Annotated in this window: 24 protein-coding genes; 9 read left to right on the top strand and 15 right to left on the bottom strand. The window is 71.6% G+C overall.

Translation table 11 applies throughout. From position 1 onward, the window contains the following. Positions 1-71: 71 nt before the first annotated feature. Complete coding sequence (locus tag BN39_RS02830; protein ID WP_019200841.1) at positions 72-1697, top strand: adenylate/guanylate cyclase domain-containing protein; 1626 nt, start codon at positions 72-74, stop codon at positions 1695-1697. Here BN39_RS02830 and BN39_RS02835 read toward each other — a convergent pair. Further along, positions 1595-2119: a GNAT family N-acetyltransferase gene (locus BN39_RS02835; RefSeq protein ID WP_019200842.1), complete on the bottom strand. Its 525-nt coding sequence runs from the start codon at positions 2117-2119 to the stop codon at positions 1595-1597. The genes BN39_RS02830 and BN39_RS02835 overlap by 103 nt on opposite strands. A 97-nt stretch (positions 2120-2216) precedes the next feature. Here BN39_RS02835 and BN39_RS02840 point away from each other — a divergent pair, with 97 nt between their 5' ends. After that, positions 2217-2909, top strand: coding sequence for a GntR family transcriptional regulator (locus tag BN39_RS02840; protein WP_019200843.1), 693 nt, complete (start codon positions 2217-2219; stop codon positions 2907-2909). Between the two features lie 16 nt (positions 2910-2925). Here BN39_RS02840 and BN39_RS02845 read toward each other — a convergent pair whose 3' ends face one another. Beyond that, positions 2926-3282 carry an RNA-binding S4 domain-containing protein gene (locus BN39_RS02845; RefSeq protein ID WP_019200844.1) on the bottom strand — a complete coding sequence of 119 codons (357 nt, stop codon included), beginning with the start codon at positions 3280-3282 and terminating at the stop codon, positions 2926-2928. Between the two features lie 4 nt (positions 3283-3286). Next, positions 3287-3499 (bottom strand): hypothetical protein, encoded by a 213-nt coding sequence (locus BN39_RS02850; protein ID WP_019200845.1) that lies wholly within the window; start codon positions 3497-3499, stop codon positions 3287-3289. A 40-nt stretch (positions 3500-3539) separates the two neighbouring features. Here BN39_RS02850 and BN39_RS02855 point away from each other — a divergent pair, with 40 nt between their 5' ends. From BN39_RS02855 to BN39_RS02865, 3 genes are read left to right on the top strand one after another with little or no spacing between them, the layout of a single operon-like run. After that, positions 3540-3992, top strand: a complete 453-nt coding sequence (locus BN39_RS02855) for a histidine phosphatase family protein (protein ID WP_019200846.1) — start codon at positions 3540-3542, stop codon at positions 3990-3992. Positions 3993-4002: 10 nt separating this feature from the next. Next, positions 4003-4434, top strand: a complete 432-nt coding sequence (locus BN39_RS02860; protein WP_019200847.1) for a histidine phosphatase family protein — start codon at positions 4003-4005, stop codon at positions 4432-4434. A 10-nt stretch (positions 4435-4444) separates the two neighbouring features. Then, positions 4445-6079 (top strand): dihydroxyacetone kinase family protein, encoded by a 1635-nt coding sequence (locus BN39_RS02865; RefSeq protein ID WP_019200848.1) that lies wholly within the window; start codon positions 4445-4447, stop codon positions 6077-6079. 10 nt (positions 6080-6089) lie between these two features. On the opposite strand, the gene BN39_RS02870 is transcribed toward BN39_RS02865, so the two are convergent. From BN39_RS02870 to BN39_RS02880, 3 genes are all read right to left on the bottom strand, one after another. Further along, positions 6090-7511, bottom strand: a complete 1422-nt coding sequence (locus BN39_RS02870) for an acyltransferase (protein ID WP_148281399.1) — start codon at positions 7509-7511, stop codon at positions 6090-6092. Positions 7512-7653: 142 nt separating this feature from the next. After that, positions 7654-8373, bottom strand: coding sequence for an SDR family oxidoreductase (locus BN39_RS02875; RefSeq protein WP_019200850.1), 720 nt, complete (start codon positions 8371-8373; stop codon positions 7654-7656). Positions 8374-8390: 17 nt separating this feature from the next. Then, the gene (locus BN39_RS02880; protein WP_019200851.1) at positions 8391-9755 is read right to left on the bottom strand and encodes an MFS transporter; all 1365 of its coding nucleotides are present in this window, start codon (positions 9753-9755) and stop codon (positions 8391-8393) included. Positions 9756-9889: 134 nt separating this feature from the next. Here BN39_RS02880 and BN39_RS02885 point away from each other — a divergent pair, with 134 nt between their 5' ends. The 3 genes from BN39_RS02885 (at position 9890) to BN39_RS02895 (ending at position 16249) form a co-directional block, all read left to right on the top strand. Then, a complete protein-coding gene (locus BN39_RS02885) occupies positions 9890-10786 on the top strand; it encodes a LysR family transcriptional regulator (protein WP_019200852.1) in 897 nt (298 codons plus the stop codon). A 102-nt stretch (positions 10787-10888) separates the two neighbouring features. After that, a complete protein-coding gene (locus tag BN39_RS02890; RefSeq protein ID WP_019200853.1) occupies positions 10889-14140 on the top strand; it encodes a DEAD/DEAH box helicase in 3252 nt (1083 codons plus the stop codon). 192 nt (positions 14141-14332) lie between these two features. Continuing rightward, positions 14333-16249, top strand: a complete 1917-nt coding sequence (locus tag BN39_RS02895; RefSeq protein ID WP_019200854.1) for a DUF222 domain-containing protein — start codon at positions 14333-14335, stop codon at positions 16247-16249. 4 nt (positions 16250-16253) lie between these two features. Here the strand turns inward: BN39_RS02895 and BN39_RS02900 are convergent, their stop codons facing one another. The 3 genes from BN39_RS02900 to BN39_RS02910 are packed head-to-tail and all read right to left on the bottom strand — an operon-like array spanning position 16254 to position 17830. Next, complete coding sequence (locus BN39_RS02900; RefSeq protein WP_019200855.1) at positions 16254-16628, bottom strand: VOC family protein; 375 nt, start codon at positions 16626-16628, stop codon at positions 16254-16256. 33 nt (positions 16629-16661) lie between these two features. After that, a complete protein-coding gene (locus BN39_RS02905) occupies positions 16662-17243 on the bottom strand; it encodes a dienelactone hydrolase family protein (RefSeq protein ID WP_019200856.1) in 582 nt (193 codons plus the stop codon). Next, a complete protein-coding gene (locus BN39_RS02910; RefSeq protein WP_019200857.1) occupies positions 17243-17830 on the bottom strand; it encodes a TIGR03086 family metal-binding protein in 588 nt (195 codons plus the stop codon). The genes BN39_RS02905 and BN39_RS02910 overlap by 1 nt, the downstream gene beginning before the upstream one ends. Positions 17831-17891: 61 nt before the next feature. Here BN39_RS02910 and BN39_RS02915 point away from each other — a divergent pair, with 61 nt between their 5' ends. Next, positions 17892-18803, top strand: a complete 912-nt coding sequence (locus BN39_RS02915; RefSeq protein ID WP_019200858.1) for a YafY family protein — start codon at positions 17892-17894, stop codon at positions 18801-18803. On the opposite strand, the gene BN39_RS02920 is transcribed toward BN39_RS02915, so the two are convergent. Genes BN39_RS02920 through BN39_RS02945 form a run of 6 tightly spaced genes read right to left on the bottom strand, consistent with a single transcriptional unit; the run spans position 18800 to position 23798 of the window. Further along, positions 18800-19138 (bottom strand): hypothetical protein, encoded by a 339-nt coding sequence (locus BN39_RS02920; RefSeq protein WP_019200859.1) that lies wholly within the window; start codon positions 19136-19138, stop codon positions 18800-18802. The two genes, BN39_RS02915 and BN39_RS02920, sit on opposite strands and share 4 nt — an antisense overlap. A 15-nt stretch (positions 19139-19153) precedes the next feature. Beyond that, entirely contained in the window at positions 19154-19879 is a 726-nt protein-coding gene (locus tag BN39_RS02925; protein WP_019200860.1) for a FadR/GntR family transcriptional regulator, read from the bottom strand. A 35-nt stretch (positions 19880-19914) separates the two neighbouring features. Beyond that, on the bottom strand, positions 19915-20883 hold the full coding sequence (locus BN39_RS02930; RefSeq protein ID WP_019200861.1) for an aldo/keto reductase: 969 nt from the start codon (positions 20881-20883) through the stop codon (positions 19915-19917). Continuing rightward, the gene (locus tag BN39_RS02935; RefSeq protein WP_019200862.1) at positions 20880-21635 is read right to left on the bottom strand and encodes an SDR family NAD(P)-dependent oxidoreductase; all 756 of its coding nucleotides are present in this window, start codon (positions 21633-21635) and stop codon (positions 20880-20882) included. Before BN39_RS02935 ends, BN39_RS02930 begins: the two co-directional genes overlap by 4 nt. Continuing rightward, complete coding sequence (locus BN39_RS02940; protein WP_019200863.1) at positions 21632-22945, bottom strand: enolase C-terminal domain-like protein; 1314 nt, start codon at positions 22943-22945, stop codon at positions 21632-21634. The genes BN39_RS02935 and BN39_RS02940 overlap by 4 nt, the downstream gene beginning before the upstream one ends. A gap of 1 nt (position 22946) precedes the next feature. Then, positions 22947-23798, bottom strand: a complete 852-nt coding sequence (locus BN39_RS02945) for a fumarylacetoacetate hydrolase family protein (RefSeq protein ID WP_040765778.1) — start codon at positions 23796-23798, stop codon at positions 22947-22949. Between the last annotated feature and the right edge of the window lie 170 nt (positions 23799-23968).

Here is a 23968-nt window from a genome sequence, read left to right on the forward strand (position 1 = left end):
AGACAGTCCGTTGATAACTGTCTACCACGAGTCCGGCCCGATGTCCGTGCCGGAGCCTGTAGTTTCGGCCTATGAAGCTGCCCAGCCTGCGCTCCGATTACGGATCGGTGCTGCTCGGCCCGGCGGACGCGAGCCCCCAGAGCACCCGCGTGCGGGTCCAGCTGGTCATCACGATCGGCGTGATCGTCGCGAACCTCATCGGCGTGGTCCTCGCGGTCTGCCTGGCCGTCGTCGGCATCCCCCAGCCGCCCATCCCCTGGATCGACGGGTGGTGGATGAACTTCCTCGTGGTGCCGGTCTACATCGGCATCGCTTTCCTCATCGGCGCGACGGTGGGCACCATCCGGATCGTCCGCTCCCTGCGCTGGTCCATCCGCGACGAGGACCCCGACGCCGCCGAAGCCCGCGCCGCCCTCGTCGCGCCGTTCCGGCTCACCGCGCTGCAGGCCGCGCTGTGGGCGATCGGCACCGTGGTGATCACCGCGGGCTACGGGATCCTCGACCCGCAACTCATCCCCAAGATCGCTCTGGTGACGGGTCTCAGCGGCCTCGTGGTCTGCGCGATCTCCTATCAGATCACGGAATTCGCGCTGCGGCCCGCCGCGGCCAAGGCCCTGGAGGCCGGCTTCCGCGCACCCCGGCGCGGCCGCCTGCGGATGCGCGCCGCCTCCGCGTGGGCCATCGGCTCGGGGGTACCGCTCGCCGGGATCTTCATCGTGGTGATCTTCGGGACCTTCCGCGACGACACCTCCAAGACGGACATCTTCATCGGAGTGGCGGCGCTCGCGGCGATCTCGCTGCTCACCGGCCCGCTGCTGGTGATCCTCAACGCGGACTCCCTCGTCGGGCCGCTGCGCGTACTGGGCGACGCCATGCGGCGGGTGCGCGACGGGGACTCCGACGTCACGGTCCGGATCTTCGACGGCTCGGACATGGGCGAGTTGCAAGCCGGGTTCAACTCGATGACCACGGGCCTGCGCGAGCGGGAACGCCTGCAGGACCTGTTCGGCCGGCACGTGGGCCGCGACGTCGCGGCGGCGGCGCTCGGGCGGGGCGTCGAGCTGGGCGGCTCGGAGCAGACGGTGGCGGTGATCTTCGTCGACGTGGTCGGCTCCACCACCATCGCCCGGCAGCGACCCGCCACGGAGGTGGTGGAGCTGCTCAACCGGTTCTTCGAGGTGATCGTGACCGCCGTCGAGGAGAACGACGGACTGGTCAACAAGTTCGAGGGCGACGCGGTGCTCGCCGTGTTCGGAGCCCCACTGCCGCACCCGGATCCGGCCGCCGGGGCGCTGCGCGCGGCCCGCCGGATCGCGGAGCGGCTCCCCGCCGCGGTGCCCGATCTGTCCGCCGGGATCGGGGTGTCGTTCGGCACCGTCGTGGCCGGCAACGTGGGCGCGATCGAGCGCTACGAGTACACCGTGATCGGGGACCCGGTGAACGAGTCGGCGCGGCTGTCCGAGGTGGCCAAGCGCGACACCTCGCTGCCCGTGGCCGCCGAGCCCGCGATCCTGGCGGCCCGCGCATCGGAGACCCAGCACTGGCGGTTCACCGATGCGGTGGTGCTCCGCGGCCGCGACGTGCCGACCCGGCTCTACTCCCCCGCCCCGTCGAGCACCAGCACGTCGTCGACGAACTCCGTCGCCCCCACCGAGAAGCGCCGAAGCCCCGCCGAGACGAACCCCGATTTGGCGTAGAACCGCTTGGCGCGTGCGTTGTCCGCGTTGACGCCCAGCCACACCGGCAGGCCGTCGGCGTCCTCGCGGACCGCGTCCAGCAGCACCCGCGCGACGCCGGCACCGTGCCGGTCCGGGGCGACGTACAGCTTGGACAGGTAGGCCGACGGTGCGCCGCGCAGCGCGTCGGGCCCCTCGTCGTGGACGCCGTGCAGCACGAGCGCGTACCCGACGGGGCCGCCGGCACCGTCCACCACGAACACCCGGTGATCGGGCGCGGCGATGTGCCGCGCGAAGGCGTCGGCGCCCAGGTTGCGGGCGACGAAGTCCGCGATGTGCGCCCGCGGCAGCGCCGGCGGGCAGGCGAGCGGGAACGTGCGCGCGGCGAGCGCAGCGACGGGCTCGGCGTCGGCGGCGACGGCGCGCCTGACTCGGGCGGTCATCCGTGTCCTCCTTGGCGGGGTTCGCCGCGTCGGAACGCCGACGGCGGATACTGTGTTTGATGTCGAAAAGTATTCGCCGGATCGAGGAGGCCGGACGGTGGCACCCAGGAACGAGGCGCCCACGCGGGCGGGCGCCAAGCGGCGGCAACTGCCCGACCAGGTGGCCGGGTACGTCCGCGAGCAGATCATGACCGGCCGGATGCGACCCGGCGACTTCCTTCGCATGGAGCCTATCGCGGAGGCCGTCGGCGTCTCCATCACTCCGGTGCGCGAGGGCCTCCTGACGCTGCGCAGTGAGGGTTTCGTGACGCTGGTGCCGCGCCGCGGTTTCCAGGTGGCCGCCTTCACCCGGCAGGACGTGCGGGACCTGTTCTGGACGCTGTCGCAGTTGTCGGGCGAGCTGTCCGCGCGGGCCGTGAAGAAGGCGACCCCCGAGCTGGTGGCGCGGCTCCGCGAGATCAACGAGTCCACCACCGCCGCGGCGCGGGCCGGCGACACCGCCCGGGTGGGCGATCTGGGCCACGAGTTCCACCGGCAGATCAACCTGGCCGCCGAATCCGATCGCCTCACGCGGCTGCTGATGGGCGTGGTGAAGCACCTGCCGAACCGGTTCTACGCGGCCCTGGAATCCGATGTGGAATCCCTACGGGCGCACCACGACGAGATCGTCGACGCGTTCGAGGTGGGCGACGCCCGCCGGGTCCGCAGGGCCATGGAGCAGCACCTCACCGAATGCTCCGGACACGTGGTCGCGATGCTGGAGGGTGCGGGGCTCTGGGCCGAGGAATGACCTCGGGGAACCGGAATCACCCCCGGCCGAGAAGCCGATCCGTCTCGCGCCGTTCACGTTTGGTGGGCCGACCCGCTCCGCGCTCGCGCTGCGGCATCGACAGCACGATCTCCCGCGGGGGCGGGGGCGGGCTGTTGTCGATGTAGCAGGTGGCCGCGACGGGCGCGCCCACCCGTTTCGCGATGAGGGTGGCGACCTCGACGATCCGCTCGCGGCCGCCCAGCCGCAGCCGCACCTCGTCGCCCACGACGATGTGCTGGGCCGGCTTCGCCGTGGCGCCGTTCACCCGGACGTGCCCGCCACGGCACGCGGTGGCCGCGGCCGACCGGGTCTTGGTCAGCCGCACCGCCCACAGCCAGGCGTCGACCCGCACGCGCCTAGCGCCTCCGCAGCAGCCGCGAGACCCCGACCGCGCCGAGGGCGCCGAAGGCGATGAGCAGCAGGATGCCCAGCCCCGCGCCGCCGACCACCCAGCCGACCGCCACGATGACCACCGCGGGCGCCGCCATCGCCGCGACCATCCCGGGATGCTGCTTCACGACCTCCAACGCGGCCTGCTTGCGCGCCGGGTCCAGCTCTTTTCCAGCCATGTCCCCAATGTACCGATCTGATCCGAGGCAGGATGGATCCATGACGGTGCTGGCGCTGATGCGACACGGCGAGGCGGGGATGGCGGCCCCCGACGACGCCCGCCCGATCACCGACGCGGGTCGCGAGCAGGCCCGCCGATCCGCGCTCTGGCTCACCGAGCAGGACCTCGCCCCCGAGCTCGCGCTCGTGTCCTCGTCCCGGCGCACCGTCGAGACCTTCCACGCCACGGGCCTGCGCTGCCCGATGACCGCGACCGAGGCGCTGTACGGATCCACCGGGCAGAAGATCCTCGACGAGATCAACGGCGTGCCCGGCGATCTCCCGGTGCTGCTGGTGGTGGCGCACTTCCCCGGCGTCCCCGAGGCCGCCTCCCTGCTCGACCCCGGCGCCGAGCTCCCCGCGTTCACGCCGGGCACCGTCGTGCTGCTGGACCTGGACGACGGGCCCGCGGCGCCCGGCTCGGGGCGGCTGCGGCAGTGGTACACCCCGTAGAGTGGGCGGCATGGACACGCTGATCCTCCTGCGACACGGGAAGTCCGCCTATCCCGACAAGGTGAAGGATCACGACCGCCCGCTGGCCCCGCGCGGGCTGCGCCAGGCCAAACTGGCGGGCAAGTCCATCCGCCGCTTCGGCCACTCCCCCGACCTGGTGCTGTGCTCCACCGCCGAGCGCGCCCGGGCCACGCTCGAGCAGGCGGAGATCGCCGCGCCCGTGCGGTACGTCCGCGAGCTGTACGGCGCATCGGGCGACGAGATCCTGCAGATCGTCGAGGCGGAGCGGGGCGATGCGGGCACCGTCGTGGTCGTCGGACACGATCCGGGGCTGGCCGACGCGGCGCAGATCCTGGACCCCACGTTCACCCTCGGCAAGTTCCCCACCTCGGCCTTTGCGATCGTCGCGGATGGGCACGCGGAACTGCACATCCCCCGCTAGCGTGGGGAGCGTGACAGTACGCGCTCGCTTCGAGAACTCATCGCACTCCCTCTTCACCGACGGGCTGCGGGGCGTGCTCGCCGCGCACCCCGACGCCGCGTGGCACGACGCGGGGTTCGTCGCCCGCCGCACGGGCCGCGGCTCCGGCGTCGCCCTCGTCTCCGGCGGCGGCTCCGGGCACGAGCCGATGCACATCGGCTTCGTCGGCGCCGGGATGCTGGACGCCGCCTGCCCGGGCCTGATCTTCACCTCCCCCAACGCCGTTCAGGTCGCGGCCGCCACCCGCGCCGTCGACACCGGCGCCGGGGTGCTGCACATCGTGAAGAACTACACCGGCGACGTCATGAACTTCGCCGTCGCGCGGCGCCTCGCGGCCGCCCCGGACGGCGACGAGCCCGCCATCGCGACCGACGTGGTGCTCGTGGACGACGATGTGGCCACCGAGGACACGTCCGGCCCCGGCCGGCGCGGCACCGCGGCCACGATCGTGGTGGAGAAGATCTGCGGGGCCGCCGCCGACGAGGGACGCGCCCTCGCCGACGTGGCCGCGGTCGGCCGCCGCGTCGCCGCCACCGCGCGGTCGATGTCCGTGTCCTTCGGGGCGTGCATCGTGCCGGGGTCGGGCGCACCGTCGTTCGACCTGCCCGACGGGCAGATGGCCTTCGGCGTGGGCATCCACGGCGAACGCGCCCGCGACGAGCGCCCCGCGGAGCGGGCCGAGGACATCGTCACCGACCTGCTCACCCGGATCCTGCCCGGCACCGGCCTCGCCTCCGGCGGCCGCGCCCTCGTGGTGGTCAACAACCTCGGCGCGGTGACCGACCTGGAGACCGGCGTCCTGTTCGCGGAGGCCGTGAAGCAGTTGAGCGAGCGTGGGATCGAGGTCGAGCGGTCCCTGGTCGGCCGGTTCGTCACCGCGCTGGACATGGCCGGGGCCTCGCTCACCGTGGTCCCCCTCGACGACGAGCTGGTGCGCCTGTGGGACGCCCCCACCTCCGCGCCCGGCTGGCCGCACGCGGCCACGGCACCGTCGCACACCGACCCGCTCGAGCACGCCCGCCCGGACGACTCCGCCGCCGACGGCGAGCCGAACGCCTGGATCTCCGCCTGGGTGGACCGGGTGCAGCAGTCCGTGAGCGAGCTGACGGAGCTCGACCGCAAGGCGGGCGACGGCGACTTCGGTACCAACATGGAGGCCGCCCTCGGGCACTACCCGCTGCCGCTCCGGGGCTCCGACGGCGCCGTCCTGGAGGCGATCTCCACGGCCTACCTCGTGCGGGCGGGCGGCACCTCCGGCGCTGTGTTCGGGACCTTCTTCACCGAGCTCGGCCGGGCCCTGGAGGCCGACGGTGCCGGCTTCGCCCGCGGGGTGCGGGCCGGGCTCGACGCCGTGCAGGAGCTCGGCGGCGCGCGGGTGGGCGACAAGACCGTGGTCGACGCGATCTCACCCGCCGCGGACGTGCTGGACGGCGGCGGGTCCCTCGACGAGGCTGCGGCCGCCGCCTCGGAGGGCGTCGCGGCCACCGCGGGCAGCGCCGCGTCCCGGGGTCGGGCCAGCTACCTGGGCGACACCGTGAAGGGCGTCCCGGACCCCGGGGCCCTCGTCATGTCCTGGCTGTTCGAGGCGGCCGCGACGCACCGCTAGCGCGGGCCCGTCAGGCCTTCGCCGGCTCCTTCGGGCGGGCACCGGCGGGGCCCGCGAACACCGTGAGCCCGAGCGGCTGCCACAGCAGCAGGAACGCGCCGAAGATCATCGCCGTGGCGCCGGCCGGGACGGCGAGCGGCCAGAACGCGATCGCGCCGGCGACCACCATCGCGCCGCCGATGAGCAGCGTGTTGCGCAGGTTCTGCTTCGCCATCGGGATCATCTTGCGGCCCGTGGTGTAGAGGCTCACCGGGGTGCGGCGCAGCACCTCGGAGATCCCGACGGTGAGGAACACCGTGACGATGAAGGTGATCACGGTGACGATCGGCGCGTACACCTCCAGGCGGAAGCGCTGGATCGTGGGCGCCAGCTCCTGCAGCGCGAAGCCGTGCACCAGGAAGATGCCGAAGGAGCGGTCGGACGCCGTCTTGAGGAACTTGTCCCAGAAGGAGCCGGGGGTCCGGTGATCCGACCAGTACGTGCCCGCCGCGTAGAGGCTCAGGATGATCATGATGAACATCGCCGCCGCGTACGGCTTGAACACGTTGGACGCGGTGACCGGGAACATCCCGAGCTCGGTGAGCCGGTAGTAGTAGAACAGCGTGGCCACCAGCACCGGGACGGCGAGCCCGATGATGTAGAAGCGGTAGCGCTTCATGAACCGCTGCACGCCCTCGAGGTGCATCGCCGCGACACAGCCGAGAAGGGTGAAGAACTGGTACGGCAGCACCGTGGCGGGCAGGTGGTTCCACAGCTTGGCGAGGATGCCGTAGTTGAACATCTCCGGCCGCACGTTGGACATGTAGTGCAGCAGGCCCATGTGGAACACGAAGCTGGCCGCGAGCAGGTAGCGGTGGTAGCCCCAGGTCCAGCGCAGGAACTTCAGGACGAGCGGGAAGATCAGGTACACCTGCATCGTCACGAACACGAAGTACAGGTGGTACCAGGCGTCGCCGGTGAGCAGGTCGTACCCGAGGACCTTGAACGCGGCCTTCGTCGATTCCCAGGTCTCGAAGGTCCGCCAGACGTTGGAGAAGGCCGGCGGCCACATGATGTACATGTGGTACAGCCAGTAGAAGGCCGTCCACACGACGAACGGCAGGCCGACGGCCTTGTATCTGCGGCGCCAGAAGTCGATCGCGTCCAGCTTCCGGTCGCGGTACTGGTACACGAGGACGAAGCCGGTGAGCGCGAAGAACGCGTTGCGGGTGTAGTGGAACACCGTCTGCACCGCGTTGGAGGCGACGCTGAACGGGAATGTCGTGCCGGAGACGCAGTGGTCGAATATGACGCCCGCGAAGGTGACGATGCGGACGATGTCGAGCTGGTAGAGATGCCCGGTGACCCGCTCGGGGGCCGGCGGTGCGGTCACCTTCTCCGGCGCGGTCTCCCCCGTCGGCTCGGTGCCGCTTCCGCTCATGGTCTGGTCCACACCCACTGATTCAAATCCCTAATACGGCACTGTCATACCTGGTCACAGGTCCTACGTACGGTAACCGTTGGGACAACCGCGATCCAACTCCGGCGGGTCGTCGCGACGCGGGCGCGCGTTCTTCACATCGGATCGGCCCCGGTCAGTTCGCCGTCCAGCCGCCGTCCATCGTGTACGACGCGCCCGTCACCATCGCCGCCTCGGGCCCGCACAGCCACGCCACCAACCCGGCGACCTCGGCGGGTTCGATGAGTCGCTTGATCGCGGGGCGGGCGAGGAAGACCTCGTCGGTCACCTGCTGTTCGGAGATGCCGTGCGCCGCGGCCTGCTCGGCGATCTGCTCGGCGACCAGGGCGGTGCGCACGTACCCGGGGTTGACGCAGTTGCTGGTGACGCCGCGGTCGCCGCCCTCGAGCGCCGTCACCTTGGACAGGCCCTCCACGCCGTGCTTCGCCGCCACGTAGGCGGCCTTGTACTTCGAGGCGCGCAACCCGTGCACCGAGGAGACGTGCACGATCCGGCCGAAGCCGCGCTCGTACATCCCGGGCAGGGCGGCGCGCGTGAGCAGGAACGGCGCCTCGAGCATGAGGGTGAGGATCCGCCGGAACCACTGCGGGTCGAACTCGTCGATCGGCGCGACGTGCTGCACGCCCGCGTTGTTCACGAGCACGTCCACGTCGAGCTCGAGCCCCGTGAGCGCCGCGGTGTCGGTGAGGTCGAGCGCGAGGGCGGTGCCGCCGATCTCCCGCGCGACCACGGCGGCCGCGTCGCCGTCCCGGTCGACGACGGTGACCGCGGCACCGTCGGCCGCGAGCCGCCGGGCCACGGCCGCGCCGATCCCCGCGGCCCCGCCCGTGACCATCGCCCGGACGGGCTCCCTCACGCCTTCGCCCCGGCGTCCCGCGCGGCGAGGTCGAGCATGGCGCGGTCCTCGTCGTCGACGGTGGCGAGGTCGATGCCCTTGGTCTCCCGCACGAAGAAGACGGCGACGAAGGTGATCGCGCAGGCGATCGCGAGGTAGATCGCGATCGGCGTCGGGCCGCCGAAGTCCTTGAGCAGGTTGGTCGCGATGATCGGGGCCAGCGAGCCGGCCGCGATGGACGTGACCTGCGCGGCCACCGAGACCCCCGAGTAGCGCATCCGGGTGGGGAAGGACTCGGCCATGATCGCCGGCTGCGGCGCGTACATGAGCGAGTGGAACACCAGGCCGATCGTCACGGCGAGCACCACCATCGCCGGCTCTCCGGTGTCGAACATCCCGAAGGCGAAGAAGCCCCACGTCGCGCCGAGCGCGGCGCCCGCGAAGTACACGGGCCGGCGGCCGATCCGGTCGGTGAGCGCGCCCGCGAGCGGCATCACCACGAAGTGCACGGCGTGCGCGATGAGCAGCCACTTGAGGATGTCGCCGGTGTTCATCTTCACCACGGTCTTGAGGTAGGTGATCGAGAAGGTCACCACCAGGTAGTAGAAGATGTTCTCGCCGAACCGGAGGCCCATGGCGGAGAGCACGCCCCGCGGGTACCGCTTGATCACCTCGACGACGCCGTAGGACATCTCCTTCTCGCGCTCGACCTCGGCGCGCGCCTCCTCGAACAGCGGCGACTCGTCGACCTGCGTGCGGATGTAGTAGCCCACGAGCACGATCACCGCGGACAGCCAGAACGCGATCCGCCAGCCCCAGCTGAGGAAGTCCGCATCGGAGAGAGTGTTCGTCAGGACCAGCAGCACGACGGTGGCGGCCAGGTTGCCGCCCGGCACGCCGGCCTGGGGCCAGGACGCCCAGTACCCACGGGAGCGGTCCGGGCACTGTTCGGCGACGAGGAGCACCGCGCCGCCCCATTCGCCGCCCACCGCGAAGCCCTGGATGAACCGGAGCACGACGAGCAGGAACGGCGCCCAGTACCCGATCTGGTCGAACGTGGGCAGGCAGCCCATGAGGAAGGTCGCGACGCCGATCAGCAGGATCGACACCTGCAGCAGCGTCTTGCGCCCGATCCTGTCGCCCAGGTGCCCGAACACGATGCCGCCGATCGGCCGGGCCGCGAAGCCCACCGCGTAGGTGACGAACGCCGCGATGATCGCGTCGTACTCGCTCTCGCCCTGCGGGAAGAAGATCTTGTTGAACACCACCGTGGCGGCGATGCCGTACAGGAAGAACTCGTACCACTCCACGACGGTGCCGGCCATCGACGCCGCGACGATCTTGCGCAGCGCCGTCGGCTTCCCGAGGTCCTTGTCGGCCATCACTTCTCCTCGCTGGGGACCCGGGTCATCGGGTCACATTCGATGTGCCACTGTGACGCACATCATCCTCAGGGGAGTATGAATGGCTATATTCGCAGACACAATGATCACCGACGCGCAATGGATCTGCATCGATGCACACCTCTGAGGCGAGCGCCGACGGGCTGCTGACGCTGCTCGCCGTGGCCCGCACGGGCCGGTACACGGCGGCGGCCGACCTGCTGGGCATCAACCACACCACCGCGTCCCGCCGGGTGGCCGCGCTCGAACGCGCCCTGGGCGGTCCCCTGTTGGCCCGCGCGCCCGGCGGCTGGGAGCCCACCGACCTCGGCCGCACCGCCCTGGCCGCAGCCGAATCCGTGGAGGAGACCCTCGCCGCGCTCCGCGCCGACACCCACGACGATCTGCACGGCACGGTGCGGGTCGCGGCCACCGACGGATTCTCCGCGCGCGTCGTGGCGCCCGCGATCGCGCGGCTCGGCGCGGCGCACCCGCGGCTGTCGGTCGACCTGCTGACGGTGACCCGGCGCGCACCGTCGACCCGCTCCGGCGTGGACATCGAAGTGGTCGTGGGCCGGCCGGCGACGTTCCGCGTGCAACCCCGCCTGCTGGGGCCGTACCGGCTCGGGCTCTACGGCAGCACCGCGTTCCTCGCGGCGACGGGGACCCCCAGCGCGCGCGAGGAACTGGCGGGCGTGCCGCTGGTCTACTTCATCGAGTCGATGCTCACGGTCGACGACCTGGACCTGGCCCGCGAACTGGTGCCGCAGATGTCGGACCGGCTCAGCTCCACCAACGTGCTGGTGCACGTCGAGGCGACCCGCGCCGGCGCCGGCCTCGGCCTGCTCCCCTGCTTCCTCGCCGACACCCACGCCGACCTCGTGCGGGTGCTGCCGGACGAGGTGTCCGTCGAGCTGGAGTACTGGATGGTGGTGCGCCCCGAGGCCGCCCGGCGACGCGAGGTGGTGGCCGTGGCGGACGCGCTCCGCGCCCAGGTCGACGGGATGCGGGACGCGCTCCTAGGAATCTGAGATGCAACCCTCGCATCCCGTGTGTATTGAATCGCGCCGGCCCCGGGGAGCGGGGAGAACCGGGCACCGTCGGCTCGGCGGCGGTAGACTGTCCGCTTGACCATGAGCGGATCGACTTCCAGCAGCGGGCCCTCGTTCACCCCCGAGGACCTGACCGGATTCTTCGGGGCACCCACGGTGCGCCGGGCCGGCGAGTACGTGGGGACGGGCCTCGTCGGCGACCTCGAATGGGACGACGAGAAGCGGCTGGTGTCGGGCGTCGTCGCGGGCGCCCGCGAGTACGACACCCGGGTCTGGATCGAGCAGGTGGGCACCCGGTGGCGGCCGGTGCGGTGCATCTGCACCTGCCCCGTTGCGCTCAACTGCAAGCACGGCGCCGCGCTCCTGCTCGAGCTCACCTCGGAGGACATCGAGGACTCCGCCGTCGAGATGCCGGATCCGTGGCAGCGCCAGCTCGACTCCCTGCTGCCGGAGAAGCCGCGGGCCGTGTCCGCGACGCTGCCGGTGGCCCTCCAGTTCGACGTCGACGAGCGCGGCGTGACCACCGGGCAGCGCCTGCAGGTCCGCCTGGCCACGCCCGGCATGCGGGAGGGCAGCTGGGTCGCGGGCGACGTGCGGTGGCGCACCATCGCGTCGGCGCCGCGGGTTGCGCCGGCGCAGCGGGAGGTTCTCGCGCCGCTCGCCCAGCTCGTCCTGTGGTCGCTGTACGGCGTGGACGCGTGGGCCGACGTGGGCATGATCGACACCCCGCTGCTGTGGGAGCAGCTGCGCACCGTCCGCGACGCGGGCGTGCCGCTGCTCACCAAGAAGCCGCGCGGGCGGGTGCTCCTGGGCCCCGCCACCCGGCTCGGGCTCGTCGCGCACCCGTCGGGCGACGGGGTGGAGTTGGACCGGGAGATCGACTTCGGCGACGGTCCGCGGCCCTTCACCGGCGGGCTGCTGGGCGCGCAGCGCGCGATCGGCGTGTTCCAGCAGGACGGCGAGGAGCTGCGGCTGGCGCCGCTGGAGCCGCCGCTCTCGCCCGCGCACACCACGGCGATGCGACGCTTCACCCCGGTGCACGTGCCCGCCGCGGCGATGCCGCAGCTGCGGGAGAAGTACCTGCCGTACCTGTCAGCGGTCGCGCCGGTGCGCGATCCCGAGCAGCTGGTGGGCGAGGTCGAGGTGTCCGGCCCGGAGCTGGTGTGCACCGCCCGCTACTACCCCGAGGCCGGCGAGCTCGAGGTCGACTGGAAATGGCGCTACACGGTGGGCGGCGAGGCGCGCGACTACGCGCTCGGTTCCGAGCCCGCCGGTATCGCCGATGCGGTCGGCCAGCAGCGGATCACCCGGGCGATGGCGGCCGCGCTGCGGGAAGCCGCTGTGAGCGTGGACCATTCGCAGGGCTTCTACCGCGGCACCGAGGCCGCCGTGTGGCTCGCCGAGGCGGCGCCCGTGCTCCGGACGGTGCCGGGCATCGTCGTCGAGGTGACCGACGATCCAGGGTTCCGGTGGGCCGAGAGCGCGGCGACGGTGTCCGTGCGGGTGCGCGGCGAGGACGCGGGATCTCCGTCGATGGACTGGTTCGACCTCGAGGTCGCCGTGGAGGTGGAGGGCGAGGAGGTGCCCTTCCGCGACGTGTTCACCGCGATCGCCGCGGGCCACGACACCATCCTCACCCCGGGCGGGGTGCTCGCCCGGGTGGACGGGGAGCGCTTCGACCGGCTGCGCGAGCTGATCGGCGAGGCGCGGGACCTGCCCGCCCGCGGGCAGCGGCGGGGGTCGCGCGGCGACGAGGCGGGCGAGCGCGGTGGGGATCGCGGGGATAGGAGCCTGCGGATCAGCCGGTTCCAGGCGGGCCTGGTGGACGATCTGGCGGAGCTCGCGGACGCCACCGAGTTCGACGGTGACTGGTCCCGCCGGGTGGGGGCGCTCACGGCGGGCGATCTGGTGCGGCAGGAGCCCCCATCGAGCCTCGACGCCGAGCTGCGGCCGTATCAGCGCGACGGCCTGGACTGGCTGGTGTTCCTGTACGACAACGACTTCGGCGGCATCCTGGCCGACGACATGGGCCTGGGCAAGACGCTGCAGACGCTCGCGCTGATCTGCAGGGCGCATGAGAAGGCCCCGGCGCCGGGCCCGTTCCTCGTGGTGGCGCCGACGTCCGTGGTGAGCAACTGGGCCGCGGAGTGCCGCCGGTTCGCGCCGCACCTGAAGGTCGCGACGATCTCCGAGACGTCGCGGAAGTCCGGAGCGTCGATCGGCGCGGCGGTCGGCGACGCCGACGTCGTGCTCACCTCGTACACGCTGCTCCGCTTGGACGCCGAGGAGTACGCCACGGTGTCCTGGTCCGGCGTGATCCTGGACGAGGCGCAGTTCGTGAAGAACCCGCGCTCCAAGGCTTTCGCCGCGGTGTCGCTGCTGGACCGGCGGTTCACGCTGGCCGTGACCGGCACGCCGATGGAGAACCACCTCGAGGAGTTGTGGGCCCTCACCGCGCTCACCGTGCCCGGACTGTTCCCGGGCCGGTCCTGGTTCGCGGAGGAGTACCGGCGCCCGATCGAGCGCGGCGGCGACGACGACCGGCTCGCCCGGTTGCGACGACGGGTACGCCCGTTCATGCTGCGCCGCACCAAGGACCTGGTGGCGAAGGACCTGCCGGAGAAGACGGAATCCGTGGTACAGGTGGAGCTCTCGGAGGAGCACCGGCACACCTACGACCGGATCCTGGCCGACCAGCGCGCGAAACTGCTGGGCCTGCTGGACGATTTCGAGGGCAACCGGTTCGAGATCCTGCGGTCGCTCACGATGCTGCGCCGGCTGGCGCTGGACCCGTCGCTGGTCGACGAGGACCTGGCCGTCGAGGACGTGGCGAAGCTGGACTACCTCGCGGAGAAGCTCGACGAGCTGCTGGAGGAGAAACACGCGGTGCTGGTGTTCAGCCAGTTCACCGGGTTCCTGCGGAAGGCCGCGGAGCGGTTGGACGAGGAGGGCGTGGCGTACGCGTACCTAGACGGTTCCACCACGGACCGGGCCGCCGCGATCGAGAGGTTCACCTCCGGCGAGGTGCAGGTGTTCCTCATCTCGCTCAAGGCGGGCGGATTCGGCCTCAACCTGGTGCAGGCGGACTACTGCTTCCTCCTGGACCCGTGGTGGAACCCCGCCGCGGAGGCGCAGGCCATCGACCGGGCGCACCGCATCGGACAGACCCGCAGCGTGATGGTCTACCGGCTCGTCTCCGCGGACACGATCGAGGACAAGGTGATGGCGCTCAAGGAGCGCAAGGCCGCGCTGTTCGAATCCGTCATGGGCGGCGAGGGCGGTTTCGACGCCCGCCTCGCCGCGTCGGACATCCGCGCACTGTTCGAGGACTGAGACCCGGGCACGATCGCGAGGCGCGACGGCGAGGCGCGGCGACGGGGCGCGGGGGGCGGTTCGTTTCCGAACAGCCATGCGCCGCACGCATGCCTCCGAGCACGACGGCGATGCCGAACGCCGTGGGAGCCAGGCGAATCAGTCCACTTGTTGCTGTAGCAATATCGTCGTGAGCGGAGTAGTATCGAATATATGAGCCAGACAGGCGATGCATTCGAACACGGGAGAGCGGTCCGCCGACCGCTGCCGCCCGAGTTCGGGGACGTCGCAGGCCTCGACGCCGGCGCCCTGCTGGCCGACCTGCGCTCGGTGCTCGCCGAGGCGAACAGGTTGGAGGCGAGGAAGAACGCAGTGCTCTCGCAGCTGTTCTCCGTCCGTGACGATGCCCGACGGTGCCGCACCGAGTCCGATCGCCGGTTCGTCGGGGACTGGGACGAACTGGTCGCCGAGGTGGGTGCGGTGCTGCAGGTCGGGCGGGGCGGCGCCTCCGCGGCGGTGCACCGCGGACTGGACCTCCGCGAACGGTTGCCGCGCGTATTCGCGGTCTGCGCCACCGGCATCGTGACGAACCAACAGCTCTACGCCGTCCTGCGGTACGCGTCGGCGATCATCGACGACCGCGTGCTCCATGAGTTCGACGTCCGCATGGCCGCGTGGCTCGCGGGAACGCTCACCGATCCCGATGTGGCGGTGACCGCGGCGGCGGTGGAGGAGGCGGCGAAGCAGATCCTGGTGCGGATCGACATCGACGCCGTCCCCCAGGTCCCGGAGAAGAAGCCCCGCTTCGGCATCGACATGCACGCGCGTGCCGATGGGACGGTCGATATCGAGGCGGTGGTGTCCAAGGAACACGGCATCCGCTTCGCCGCCCTCCTCGCCGACATGCTCAAGACCACCTGCCGGAAGGATCCGCGGACGCCGGGTGAGCGGCAGGTCGCCGCGCATGCGGCGTTGATCGAGGGTTACGAGACTCTCGGTTGCCAGTGTTCCGACGATGCCTGCCGGTTCAAGGAACGTAAACCCCGCACCGCTGCCGTGTCATCGGAAGTGAAAGCCCTGGCACTGATCCTCCTCAACGAATCCGACCTCCGCCCACCGGAACCCGCCGCGGCCGAACCCCAGCCCGCCACCACTGCTGGTGCGGTCGACGACGCGATCACCCTGTTCGACGAACCACCCGCCGCCGAAGACACCGCGGATGAGGCAGACGACGCGGACGGCACGGACGTCACGAACGACGAAGACAATGCAGACCGTTCGGACGATGCGGACCTCACGAACGCCGCGGACGACGTAGACGAAACCGGGGACATCGCCTCCGGCGACTCGGGTGCACAGCGCGCGTCGACGCCTCCGGACTCGTCGGGAGGGGCGTATGTGGTGTGCGACGAGCTCGGGATCTCCGGGCCGGTGACCGTGGAGCAAGCGAACGACCTGATCGCCGACTGTGACACCACCATCCGCACATTGGGTAAGCGCGACCCCGCGACCGGGGAGATCCACATCACCGGATCCTCCGGCTACACACCCACCCAATACCAACTGCTGATCATGCGGCTGACGTACCCGACGTGGGTGTTCCCCGGCTGCAGCGTGCCGTCCACCCGTTGCCAGGCCGATCACGTCGCCGAATACGACCACCGCAATCCTGCGCGCGGCGGCCGGACGACGGTCGCCGGGAAACACGGCCCCGGGAACCTGGTACCACTCTGCGGATTCCACCACCGCATCAAAACCGAAACCGGATGGCTCTCCGACCTGCTCGACGACGGCACCGTCGAATGGCGGCACCCCGCCGGCGGTATCTGGCTCACCCCACCCGGCGCCGCCCAGGACATCCTCCCCGGCCTCGGGAAACTCATCTGGGACACCCCTGCCCGCACCGAACCAGAAGAGCAGACCGAACCGCCGACCTTCGACACCCACGCCGAACACCGCGCCCAACAACGCCGCGACGAACGCACCAAGAACCGCCGCATCCGACTCGAGAAGGCCACGAAGCGCGCCGAAGAACGCCTCCGGAAGGAGCTGGAAGGGCAACGTAAGCAGGCCGAGGAGCAGGGCGTCGAATTCGTCCCGAACACCGAACCCGAACCCCCGCCCTTCTGACGGGTCAGGCGACGGTGAGGGCCTCGAGGGCGTGTCCGTCGGGCGAGAAGAAGTAGACGCCCCGGCCACCGAAGTTGTGATTGATCTCCCCGCGCCCGGAGCCGTCCGGGTGGGCGTAGAACTCGAGGCCGCGGTCGGTGATCCGGCCGAAGATCTCGTCGAACTCCCGCTCCGAGACGAGGAACGCGTAGTGCTGGCGATGGATGGGCGGCGCCACGGTCATCACGTCGAGGTCGACGCCGTTGGCGAGTTTCACCTGCTGGAAGTGCCCGCCCGCCACGGCGACGGGGCCCTCGAGGCCGAGCATCTCCGTGAGGAAACGCGCGGTCTCGAGGTTGTCCGCCGCCGCGACGATGGTGTGGTTCAGTTCGATGCTCATGTCCCGACGCTACGACCTGAACCGCACTCCACGTCAACGCCCGACGAAGCCGAGCACCCGCTCCCAGAACACTTCGGCGGCGGCACCGTCGAACTCCGCGGGCAGGGAGGGGTCCGTGAACAGGTGCCCCGCGCCCGGATACTGGTGGTACTCGCTCACCGCACCCGCGGCGCTGACGGAATCCATCACCGAGGCCACGGATCCGGGGCGCTGGAACGGGTCGTCCACGGTGTAGTGCAGCTGCGCGGGCACACCCGCCGGCCACCGGTCGAGGCCGATCATCTCCAGCGGCAGCGCGCCCGAGCAGAGCACCGCCCGCTCCACCGGGCGATGGCAGGCCACGTACGTGGACATGCCGCCGCCGTTGGAGAAGCCCATGGCGACGAAGCCGTCGGGCAGGTCGGCGACGGCCTCCAGGGCCGAGGCCATGAGTGCGGGATAGCCCACGCCCTCCGCGTATTCGGACGCCTCGGCGTAGTCGTCGAACACCCGGCCCGCGTACTGGTCCACCACGCGCACCGCGTGCCCGGCGCCCCGGAGGCGCTCCGCGGCGAGGAGGACGCCCTCGCGGACGCCGAGCACGGAATGGAACAGCGCGACGGTCTTCGCCGTCATCAGACCCAGCCCTGCGCGGACCGCCCGCTCCAATTGGCGAGGCGCTCGGTGGGGCCGGCCTCGGCGCGCGGCTCCACGACGGGGCCGAAGGGCACCTCCCCTCCGCGGTAATCGGCCGGCAGGGCCTTCTTCACCACGGCGAGGACGCCCTCGGGCAGGGCGGGCTCGGGGAACTCCGCGTCCTGGCCGGTGGCGACCGCGAGGTCCCAGCCGTGCACGAGCGTCTCGTTGACGTACATGCCCAGGGCCGCGAAGCCGGGCACGACGCCCCACGGCACCGCGACCTCCCGCTCGAGCGGGGCCTCCGCCCAGGCGGCGAGCGCGCGCTCGCGGATACGGGCGTAGGTGGTGGCGTCGTACTCCTCGGCGCGGAACGGCTGGCCGTCGACGGTGGCGACGGTGGCCAGCGCCTCGGCGCGCATCACCACGGCGATGAGGTGCTCGGCGAGGGCGCGGACGTCGAACTCGTCGCACGGGGTGGGGAGGGCGAGCTGCTCGTCGGTGACGTTCGCGAGGAGCGAGTGCATCCACTCGGTGGCGGCGGCGTAGGCGGGACGGGGGTCGGTGAGGGCTGCTGTATCGGTCATGAGTGCAGTCAACCCGCCTAATATGACACCTCCTGTCATATTGGTCTGGGAGAGTTCTCCCATGCGCGCCGACCGCCTCCTCTCGCTGCTCATGCTGCTGCGGCACCGCGGCTCCATGACCGCCGCGCAGATCGCGGGCGAGCTCGAAGTGTCCACTCGCACCGTGTTGCGCGATGTCGAGGCGCTGTCCGCCGCCGGGGTGCCCGTCTACACCGACCGCGGCCACGGCGGCGGCATCCGCCTGCTGCCCGGGTACCGCACGGACCTCACGGGTCTGACGCTCGACGAGGCGAAGGCCCTGCTCGCCGGGGCGCCCGTCTCCCCCGCCTTCGCCAGCGCCATGCGCAAGGTGGCCGCGGCTCTGCCGGAGGCGCACCGTCGGGAGGCAGCCGCCGCAGCCCAGCGGATCCACGTGCGCCCCGACGGTTTCGCCCGGGTCCCCGAACCCGAGCCGTTCCTCGGCGACCTGCAGCACGCGGTGATCGACGGCCTGCGCGTGCGCGCGGTGTACGCGGCCCGGGGCGGCGCCCCCGCGGAGCGACTGCTGGACCCGGTGGGACTCGTGCACGCCGGTCAGCGCTGGTACCTCCTGGCGCTGCGCGACGGCGATCGCCGAACCTATCGCACTTCCCGGTTCTCCTCCGTGACAGTGCTTTCCGATCCCGCGGAGCGGCCCGCGGAGGTGGATCTCGCCGCCGAGTTCGAGGAGTCCCGCACGTCCTTCCGGACCGCCCTGGCCACGGTGCCCGTCACCGTCCGGGCGACGCCCGACGCCTGGGACAAGCTCACCATGTTCGCCGCCCGGGTCACGCCGCCCGGGCCCGACGGTGCCGGCGTCGCCGTGTTCCGGGACCGCGACCAGGCGGAGTGGGTGCTGTGGGCCACGCTCCCGGAGGTGACGGTGCTCGATCCGCCCGAGATCCGAGAGGCCTTGCGCGCCAAGGTCGACGCCGCCGCGGCCGCGCTGGATTAGGCCAGGTCGACCGCGAGGGTGACGCCGCTGTCGGAGCGGGTGGCGACGGCGTGGCCGGTGCGGTCACCGTCGGGGAAGTGCAGCGTGAGGGGCGCGCCCTCGCCGAGGAAGTTGCGCCACCACTGCTTCTGATCCGGCAGGGCGACGGCGATGGTCACGCGGTCGGCGCCGCTGCGCCGATAGGCGACGGGCAACGAGAACCGCTTACCGGACTTGCGGCCGGTGTAGCTCAAGGTGACCATCGACTTCCCGAGCGCGGGGCCGACCACGGGCAGGGACAGGAGCGGCGTGAATCCCGCGTTGAAGACCTTCGCCGCGCGCTGGAACAGAGTCATGTCCCCAGCGTACGACTACTCCCCGGGCGCCGCCGCCCGCTCGTCCATCGCGTGCCGGATGAACGATTCCACGCCGGCGATGTGCACCGTCGCGCAGGCCGCCGCCACATCGGGTTCGCCCGCGGCGAGTGCCTCGTAGATCTGCGTGTGCTCGGCGATGGTGCGTTCCCGCGCGCCCGACTGGTCGTAGCCGCGCCAGATCCGCGCCCGCAGCGTGGGGCCCGAGAGCCCGGCGATGAGCGCGCGGAGCACCGGATTGCCCGAGGCCTCGGCGATGGTCCGGTGGAACAGGACGTCCTGTTCCACCAGCGTCTCCACCGACGCGTCCGGCCCGCCGAGCGCGAGCGTGTCCTCGAGCACCGCGAGCGTCTCGGGGGTGATCCTGCGGGCGGCCATCGCGGTGGCCGAGGGCTCGAGGATGCGCCGCACCTCGAAGAAGTGCAGCACCGAATCGTCCTGCTGGAAGTCCACGACGAACCCCATGGTGTCCAGCAGCAGGGTGGGTTCGAGGCTGGTGACGTAGGTGCCGTCGCCCTGCTTGACGTCCAGGATCCGCAGCATGGCGAGCGCCCGGATCGCCTCGCGCAGGGAGTTGCGGGAGAGTCCGAGCCGCTCGGCGAGGTCGGCCTCGTTGGGCAGACGGCTCCCCGCCGGCAGCTCGCCGTCAGTGATCATCGCCTTGAGCTTGAGAATCGCGTCGTCGGTACGCGACACCCGCCCGGCCCCCTCGGTTGTCGACATCCGTCGATGATATCGACGGTCGGACGCCCCGCGCGTCACAACACGGCTGCCAGGTCGTCCCACAGCGCCCGAGGCGGCTCCTCTCGGAGAAGCTGCAGGTCAGAGGCGACTTCCTGCGCGCTGCGCATACCGATCAGGACGGTGCTCACCGTGGGATCGCACAGTGGGTAGTGCACCGCCGCGTGCGGGAGCGTGGTGCCGTGGTCGCGGCAGATCCCCGCGGCCCGCCGCGCGCGCTCGATCTCCGTCCGGGTCGCGGGCCGGTAGTCGTACATCGCGCCGGGCCCGGGTTCGGCCGAGGCGCTGATCCCCGAGTTGAACACGCCGCCCGCGACCACGGACACGTCGCGCTCCGCGCACGCGGGCAGAAGGTCCTCGGCGGCGCCGCGGTCGAGCACGGTGTACCGGCCGGCGACGAGCACGACGTCGAGGTCCGTCTCCCGGACGAACCGGGTGAGCATCGCCGACTGGTTCATCCCGGCGCCGTAGGAGGTGATCACGCCCTGGCGTCGCAACTCGTCGAGCGCGGGGAACGCACCGTCCATCGCCTCGGCGAAGTGGTCGTCCGGATCGTGCACGAACACCACGTCGATCCGGTCCCGGCCCAACCGCTCCAGGCTCGACTCGATCGAACGCAGTACGCCGTCGCGGCTGAAGTCCCACACCCGCTCCACGCCGGCGGTCACCGCGAAGCCCTCGGTGTCGGGCCCCGGATCCCCTGCGGCGGGCCGCAGTACGCGCCCCACTTTGGTGGACACCAGCACGTCCCGTTCGGGGCCCAGGGCCGCTCCGAGCCGCGTCTCGGACAGCCCGAGCCCGTAGTGCGGCGCGGTGTCGAAGTAGCGCAGGCCCGCGCCGAGGGCGGCGCGCACCGCCTCCGTCGCCTGCGCGTCGTCGACCTCGCTGAACAGGTTCCCGATCGCGGCGGCGCCGAATCCCAACGGCCCCACCCGCAGTCCGCCGCGCCCGAGGGGACGGCCCGTGGCGTGCTGCGGCTCGGTCATCGCTGCGGCGGGAGTCGCAGGCCGCTCATCCCGCCGTCGACGGCGAGCGAGGTCCCGGTGGTGGCGGCGGCCGCGGGGCCGAGCAGGTAGCAGATCGCCCCGGCCACCTCGGTGGCGCTCACCAGCCGGCCCGTGGGCTGCCGGCGGCGCAGGGCCTCGGCCTCGGCTTCGGGATCGGTCGCCGCGTCCAGCAGCCGGCGCACCCACGGGGTGTCGACGGTGCCGGGGTTGACGCAGTTGAACCGGATGCCCTCGCGCACGTGGTCCGCCGCCATGGCGCGGGTCAGCGACTCCACCGCCCCCTTGGAGGCGCTGTACAGCGCGCGCCGCGGGAGCCCCGCGGTCGCGGCGATCGAGCAGGTGTTGACGACGGCGGCCGCCTTCGACTCCCGCAGGTGCCCGAGCGCGGCCCGCGTCACGCGGACGATGCCGAGCACGTTGATCTCGAACACCGTGCGCCACTCGTCCAGGTCGCCGTCCTCGACGGTGCCCTGGGCGCCGATGCCCGCGTTGTTGACCAGGCCGTCGATGCCGCCCAGGCGCGCCGCGGCTGCCGCCACGGCGGACCGGACCGCGTCGTCGTCCGCCACGTCGCAGCGGATCGGATGTGCGCCGTCCGGCGCGGTGGACGGGTCCAGGTCGAGCACCGCCACCGCCGCGCCGCGGGCGAGCAGTTCCTCGGCCGTGCGCCGGCCGATGCCCGATCCGCCGCCGGTCACGACGGCGCGGAAGCCCTCGAACTCGGTGGTCATGACGCCGCTCCCTCCGCCCATTCCGCCCCGCCCGGAAAGGTGTACCGCAGGATGGACTCGTCCCGCATCTGCGCGGAGAAGCCCGGCGCCGCGGGGGCCGCGTACGCGCCGTCGACGATCCGCACCGGGTCGAGGAAATGCTCGTGCAGGTGGTCGACGTACTCGATGGTGCGATCGGCGACGGTGGCGGACACCGCGACATAGTCGAACATCGACAGGTGCTGCACCAGCTCGCACAGGCCCACGCCGCCGGCGTGCGGGCAGACGGGCACGCCGAACTTGGCCGCCAGCAACAGGATCGCGATGTTCTCGTTGACGCCGGCCACGCGGGTCGAGTCCAATTGCAGCACGTCGATGGCCTCCGCCTGCAGCAGCTGCTTGAACAGCACCCGGCTGTGCGCGTGCTCGCCGGTGGCGATCCGCACGGGCGAGACGGCCCGCCGGATCGCGGCGTGGGCGAGCACGTCGTCGGGTGCGGTCGGCTCCTCGACCCACCACGGGACGAACTCGCGCAGCCGCTCGATCGACGCCACCGCGTCCGCGACGTCCCACCGCTGGTTCGCGTCCACGGCGATGCGGACGTCCTCGCCCACGGCGGCGCGGGCGAGCGCGAATCGGCGCACGTCGTCGTCGACGTCGGCGCCCACCTTGAGCTTGATCTGCCGGAACCCGGCGGCGACGGCCTCCCGGGCCAGGCGCACCAGCTTCTCGTCGGAGTAGCCGAGCCAACCCGGCGAGGTGGTGTACGCGGGGTAGCCCCGCTCCCGCAGCGCCGCAGCGCGCTCCTCCCGGCCCGGTACCGAGGCGCGGAGCAGTTCCAGCGCCTCGTCGCGGGTCAGGGCGTCGGTGAGGTAGCGGAAGTCCACGAGATCCACGAGGGCCTCCGGCGACAGCTCGCCCAGGAGCTGCCACAGCGGCAGGCCCGCGCGTTTGGCCCGCAGGTCCCACAGGGCGTTGATCACCGCGCCGATCGCCATGTGCATGACGCCCTTCTCCGGGCCGAGCCACCGCAACTGCGCGTCGTAGACCAGTTCGCGCCACATGCCGCCGAGGTCCTCGAGGACCGCGTCGACGGCGCGGCCGAGCACGTACGGCGCGAGCGCCTCGATCGCGGCCCTCTGCACGTCGTTGCCCCTGCCGATGGTGAACACGAAGCCGTGCCCCTCGAGCCCGTCGCCCGCGTCGGTCCCCAGCACCAGGTAGGCCGCGGAGTAGTCGGGGTCGACGTTCATCGCGTCGGACCCGTCCAGATCCCTGGACGTCGGGAAACGCACGTCGTGCGTGGCGAATTCCGTGAACACGGCTCCCATCTCAGGCCGCCCCGACGGGCGAGCGGTGCGCGCCGAGCCCCTCGATCGCGGCCTCGACCACGTCGCCGCGGCGGAGGTACGGCTTGTCCCCCGGGTAGCCGAACGCGACGCCGGCCGGGGTCCCGGTGTTGATCACGTCGCCGGGTTCGAGCACCATGAACCGACTGAGGTAGCGGACGATCTCGCCGACGCCGAAGATCATCTGCGCGGTGTTCGCCTCCTGCCGCACCTCGCCGTTCACGGTGAGCCCGATCCCGAGGCGCTGCGGGTCCGGGATCTCGTCCGCCGTCACCAGTTCCGGCCCGAGGGGGTTGAAGGTCTCGCAGTTCTTGCCCTTGTCCCAGGTGCCGCCGTGGTTCATCTGGAAGTCGCGTTCGGACACGTCGTCGGAGACGGTGTAGCCGGCCACGCACGCGAGCCCCTGCTCCGCGTCGTCGAGATACCGTGCGGTGCTGCCGATCACGGCCGCCAGTTCCACCTCGTAGTCGGTCGCGACGGAGCCGCGGGGTATGAGGATCGCGTCGTGCGGGCCGACGACGGTGGCCGAGGTCTTGAGGAACACGACCGGCTCGGCCGGCTTCTCGTGCTCGGTCTCCTCGGCGTGCGCGAGGTAGTTGACCCCGACGCACACGATCTTGCCGGGACGCGCCACCGGCGCCCCCACCCGGAGGCCGCGCGGGTCGAAGGCCGGCAGGCACCCCTCGGCCATCGCGGTGGTCAGCAGGGGCCAGGCCGCGCCGATCGTGTCCGGCCGGTAGTCGGCGACGACGCCGGACGCGTCGAACCACCGGCCGTCGCCCGCGGAGACGATCGGCAGTTCCCGGCCCGCTTCACCCACTCTGCGCAGCCTCATCGACGCCCCCTCGCGATCAGGACCGGGGCTCCGGCGCGAAGCGCACCCGCCCCGGGTACCGTGGACCATGTGTGGTGAGTCACAGCGTTGACTGTAAACATCCGATGTCTATGCGTCAACACGCCGGGGCTTTGTGCGCCCTCCGGCTATCATCACCGAAAGCGCTTCGT

Source organism: Tsukamurella sp. 1534, from assembly GCF_000312385.1.
GTDB lineage: Bacteria > Actinomycetota > Actinomycetes > Mycobacteriales > Mycobacteriaceae > Tsukamurella.

Coding starts and splice junctions, on each gene's coding strand:
- BN39_RS02830 (WP_019200841.1), top strand. CDS start 72: ATGAAGCTGCCCAGCCTGCGCTCCGATTACGGATCGGTGCTGCTCGGC.
- BN39_RS02835 (WP_019200842.1), bottom strand. CDS start 2,119: ATGACCGCCCGAGTCAGGCGCGCCGTCGCCGCCGACGCCGAGCCCGTC.
- BN39_RS02850 (WP_019200845.1), bottom strand. CDS start 3,499: ATGGCTGGAAAAGAGCTGGACCCGGCGCGCAAGCAGGCCGCGTTGGAG.
- BN39_RS02855 (WP_019200846.1), top strand. CDS start 3,540: ATGACGGTGCTGGCGCTGATGCGACACGGCGAGGCGGGGATGGCGGCC.
- BN39_RS02860 (WP_019200847.1), top strand. CDS start 4,003: ATGGACACGCTGATCCTCCTGCGACACGGGAAGTCCGCCTATCCCGAC.
- BN39_RS02875 (WP_019200850.1), bottom strand. CDS start 8,373: ATGGTCACGGGCGGGGCCGCGGGGATCGGCGCGGCCGTGGCCCGGCGG.
- BN39_RS02880 (WP_019200851.1), bottom strand. CDS start 9,755: ATGGCCGACAAGGACCTCGGGAAGCCGACGGCGCTGCGCAAGATCGTC.
- BN39_RS02885 (WP_019200852.1), top strand. CDS start 9,890: ATGCACACCTCTGAGGCGAGCGCCGACGGGCTGCTGACGCTGCTCGCC.
- BN39_RS02890 (WP_019200853.1), top strand. CDS start 10,889: ATGAGCGGATCGACTTCCAGCAGCGGGCCCTCGTTCACCCCCGAGGAC.
- BN39_RS02895 (WP_019200854.1), top strand. CDS start 14,333: ATGAGCCAGACAGGCGATGCATTCGAACACGGGAGAGCGGTCCGCCGA.
- BN39_RS02900 (WP_019200855.1), bottom strand. CDS start 16,628: ATGAGCATCGAACTGAACCACACCATCGTCGCGGCGGCGGACAACCTC.
- BN39_RS02905 (WP_019200856.1), bottom strand. CDS start 17,243: ATGACGGCGAAGACCGTCGCGCTGTTCCATTCCGTGCTCGGCGTCCGC.
- BN39_RS02910 (WP_019200857.1), bottom strand. CDS start 17,830: ATGACCGATACAGCAGCCCTCACCGACCCCCGTCCCGCCTACGCCGCC.
- BN39_RS02915 (WP_019200858.1), top strand. CDS start 17,892: ATGCGCGCCGACCGCCTCCTCTCGCTGCTCATGCTGCTGCGGCACCGC.
- BN39_RS02920 (WP_019200859.1), bottom strand. CDS start 19,138: ATGACTCTGTTCCAGCGCGCGGCGAAGGTCTTCAACGCGGGATTCACG.
- BN39_RS02925 (WP_019200860.1), bottom strand. CDS start 19,879: ATGTCGACAACCGAGGGGGCCGGGCGGGTGTCGCGTACCGACGACGCG.
- BN39_RS02930 (WP_019200861.1), bottom strand. CDS start 20,883: ATGACCGAGCCGCAGCACGCCACGGGCCGTCCCCTCGGGCGCGGCGGA.
- BN39_RS02935 (WP_019200862.1), bottom strand. CDS start 21,635: ATGACCACCGAGTTCGAGGGCTTCCGCGCCGTCGTGACCGGCGGCGGA.
- BN39_RS02940 (WP_019200863.1), bottom strand. CDS start 22,945: ATGGGAGCCGTGTTCACGGAATTCGCCACGCACGACGTGCGTTTCCCG.
- BN39_RS02945 (WP_040765778.1), bottom strand. CDS start 23,798: ATGAGGCTGCGCAGAGTGGGTGAAGCGGGCCGGGAACTGCCGATCGTC.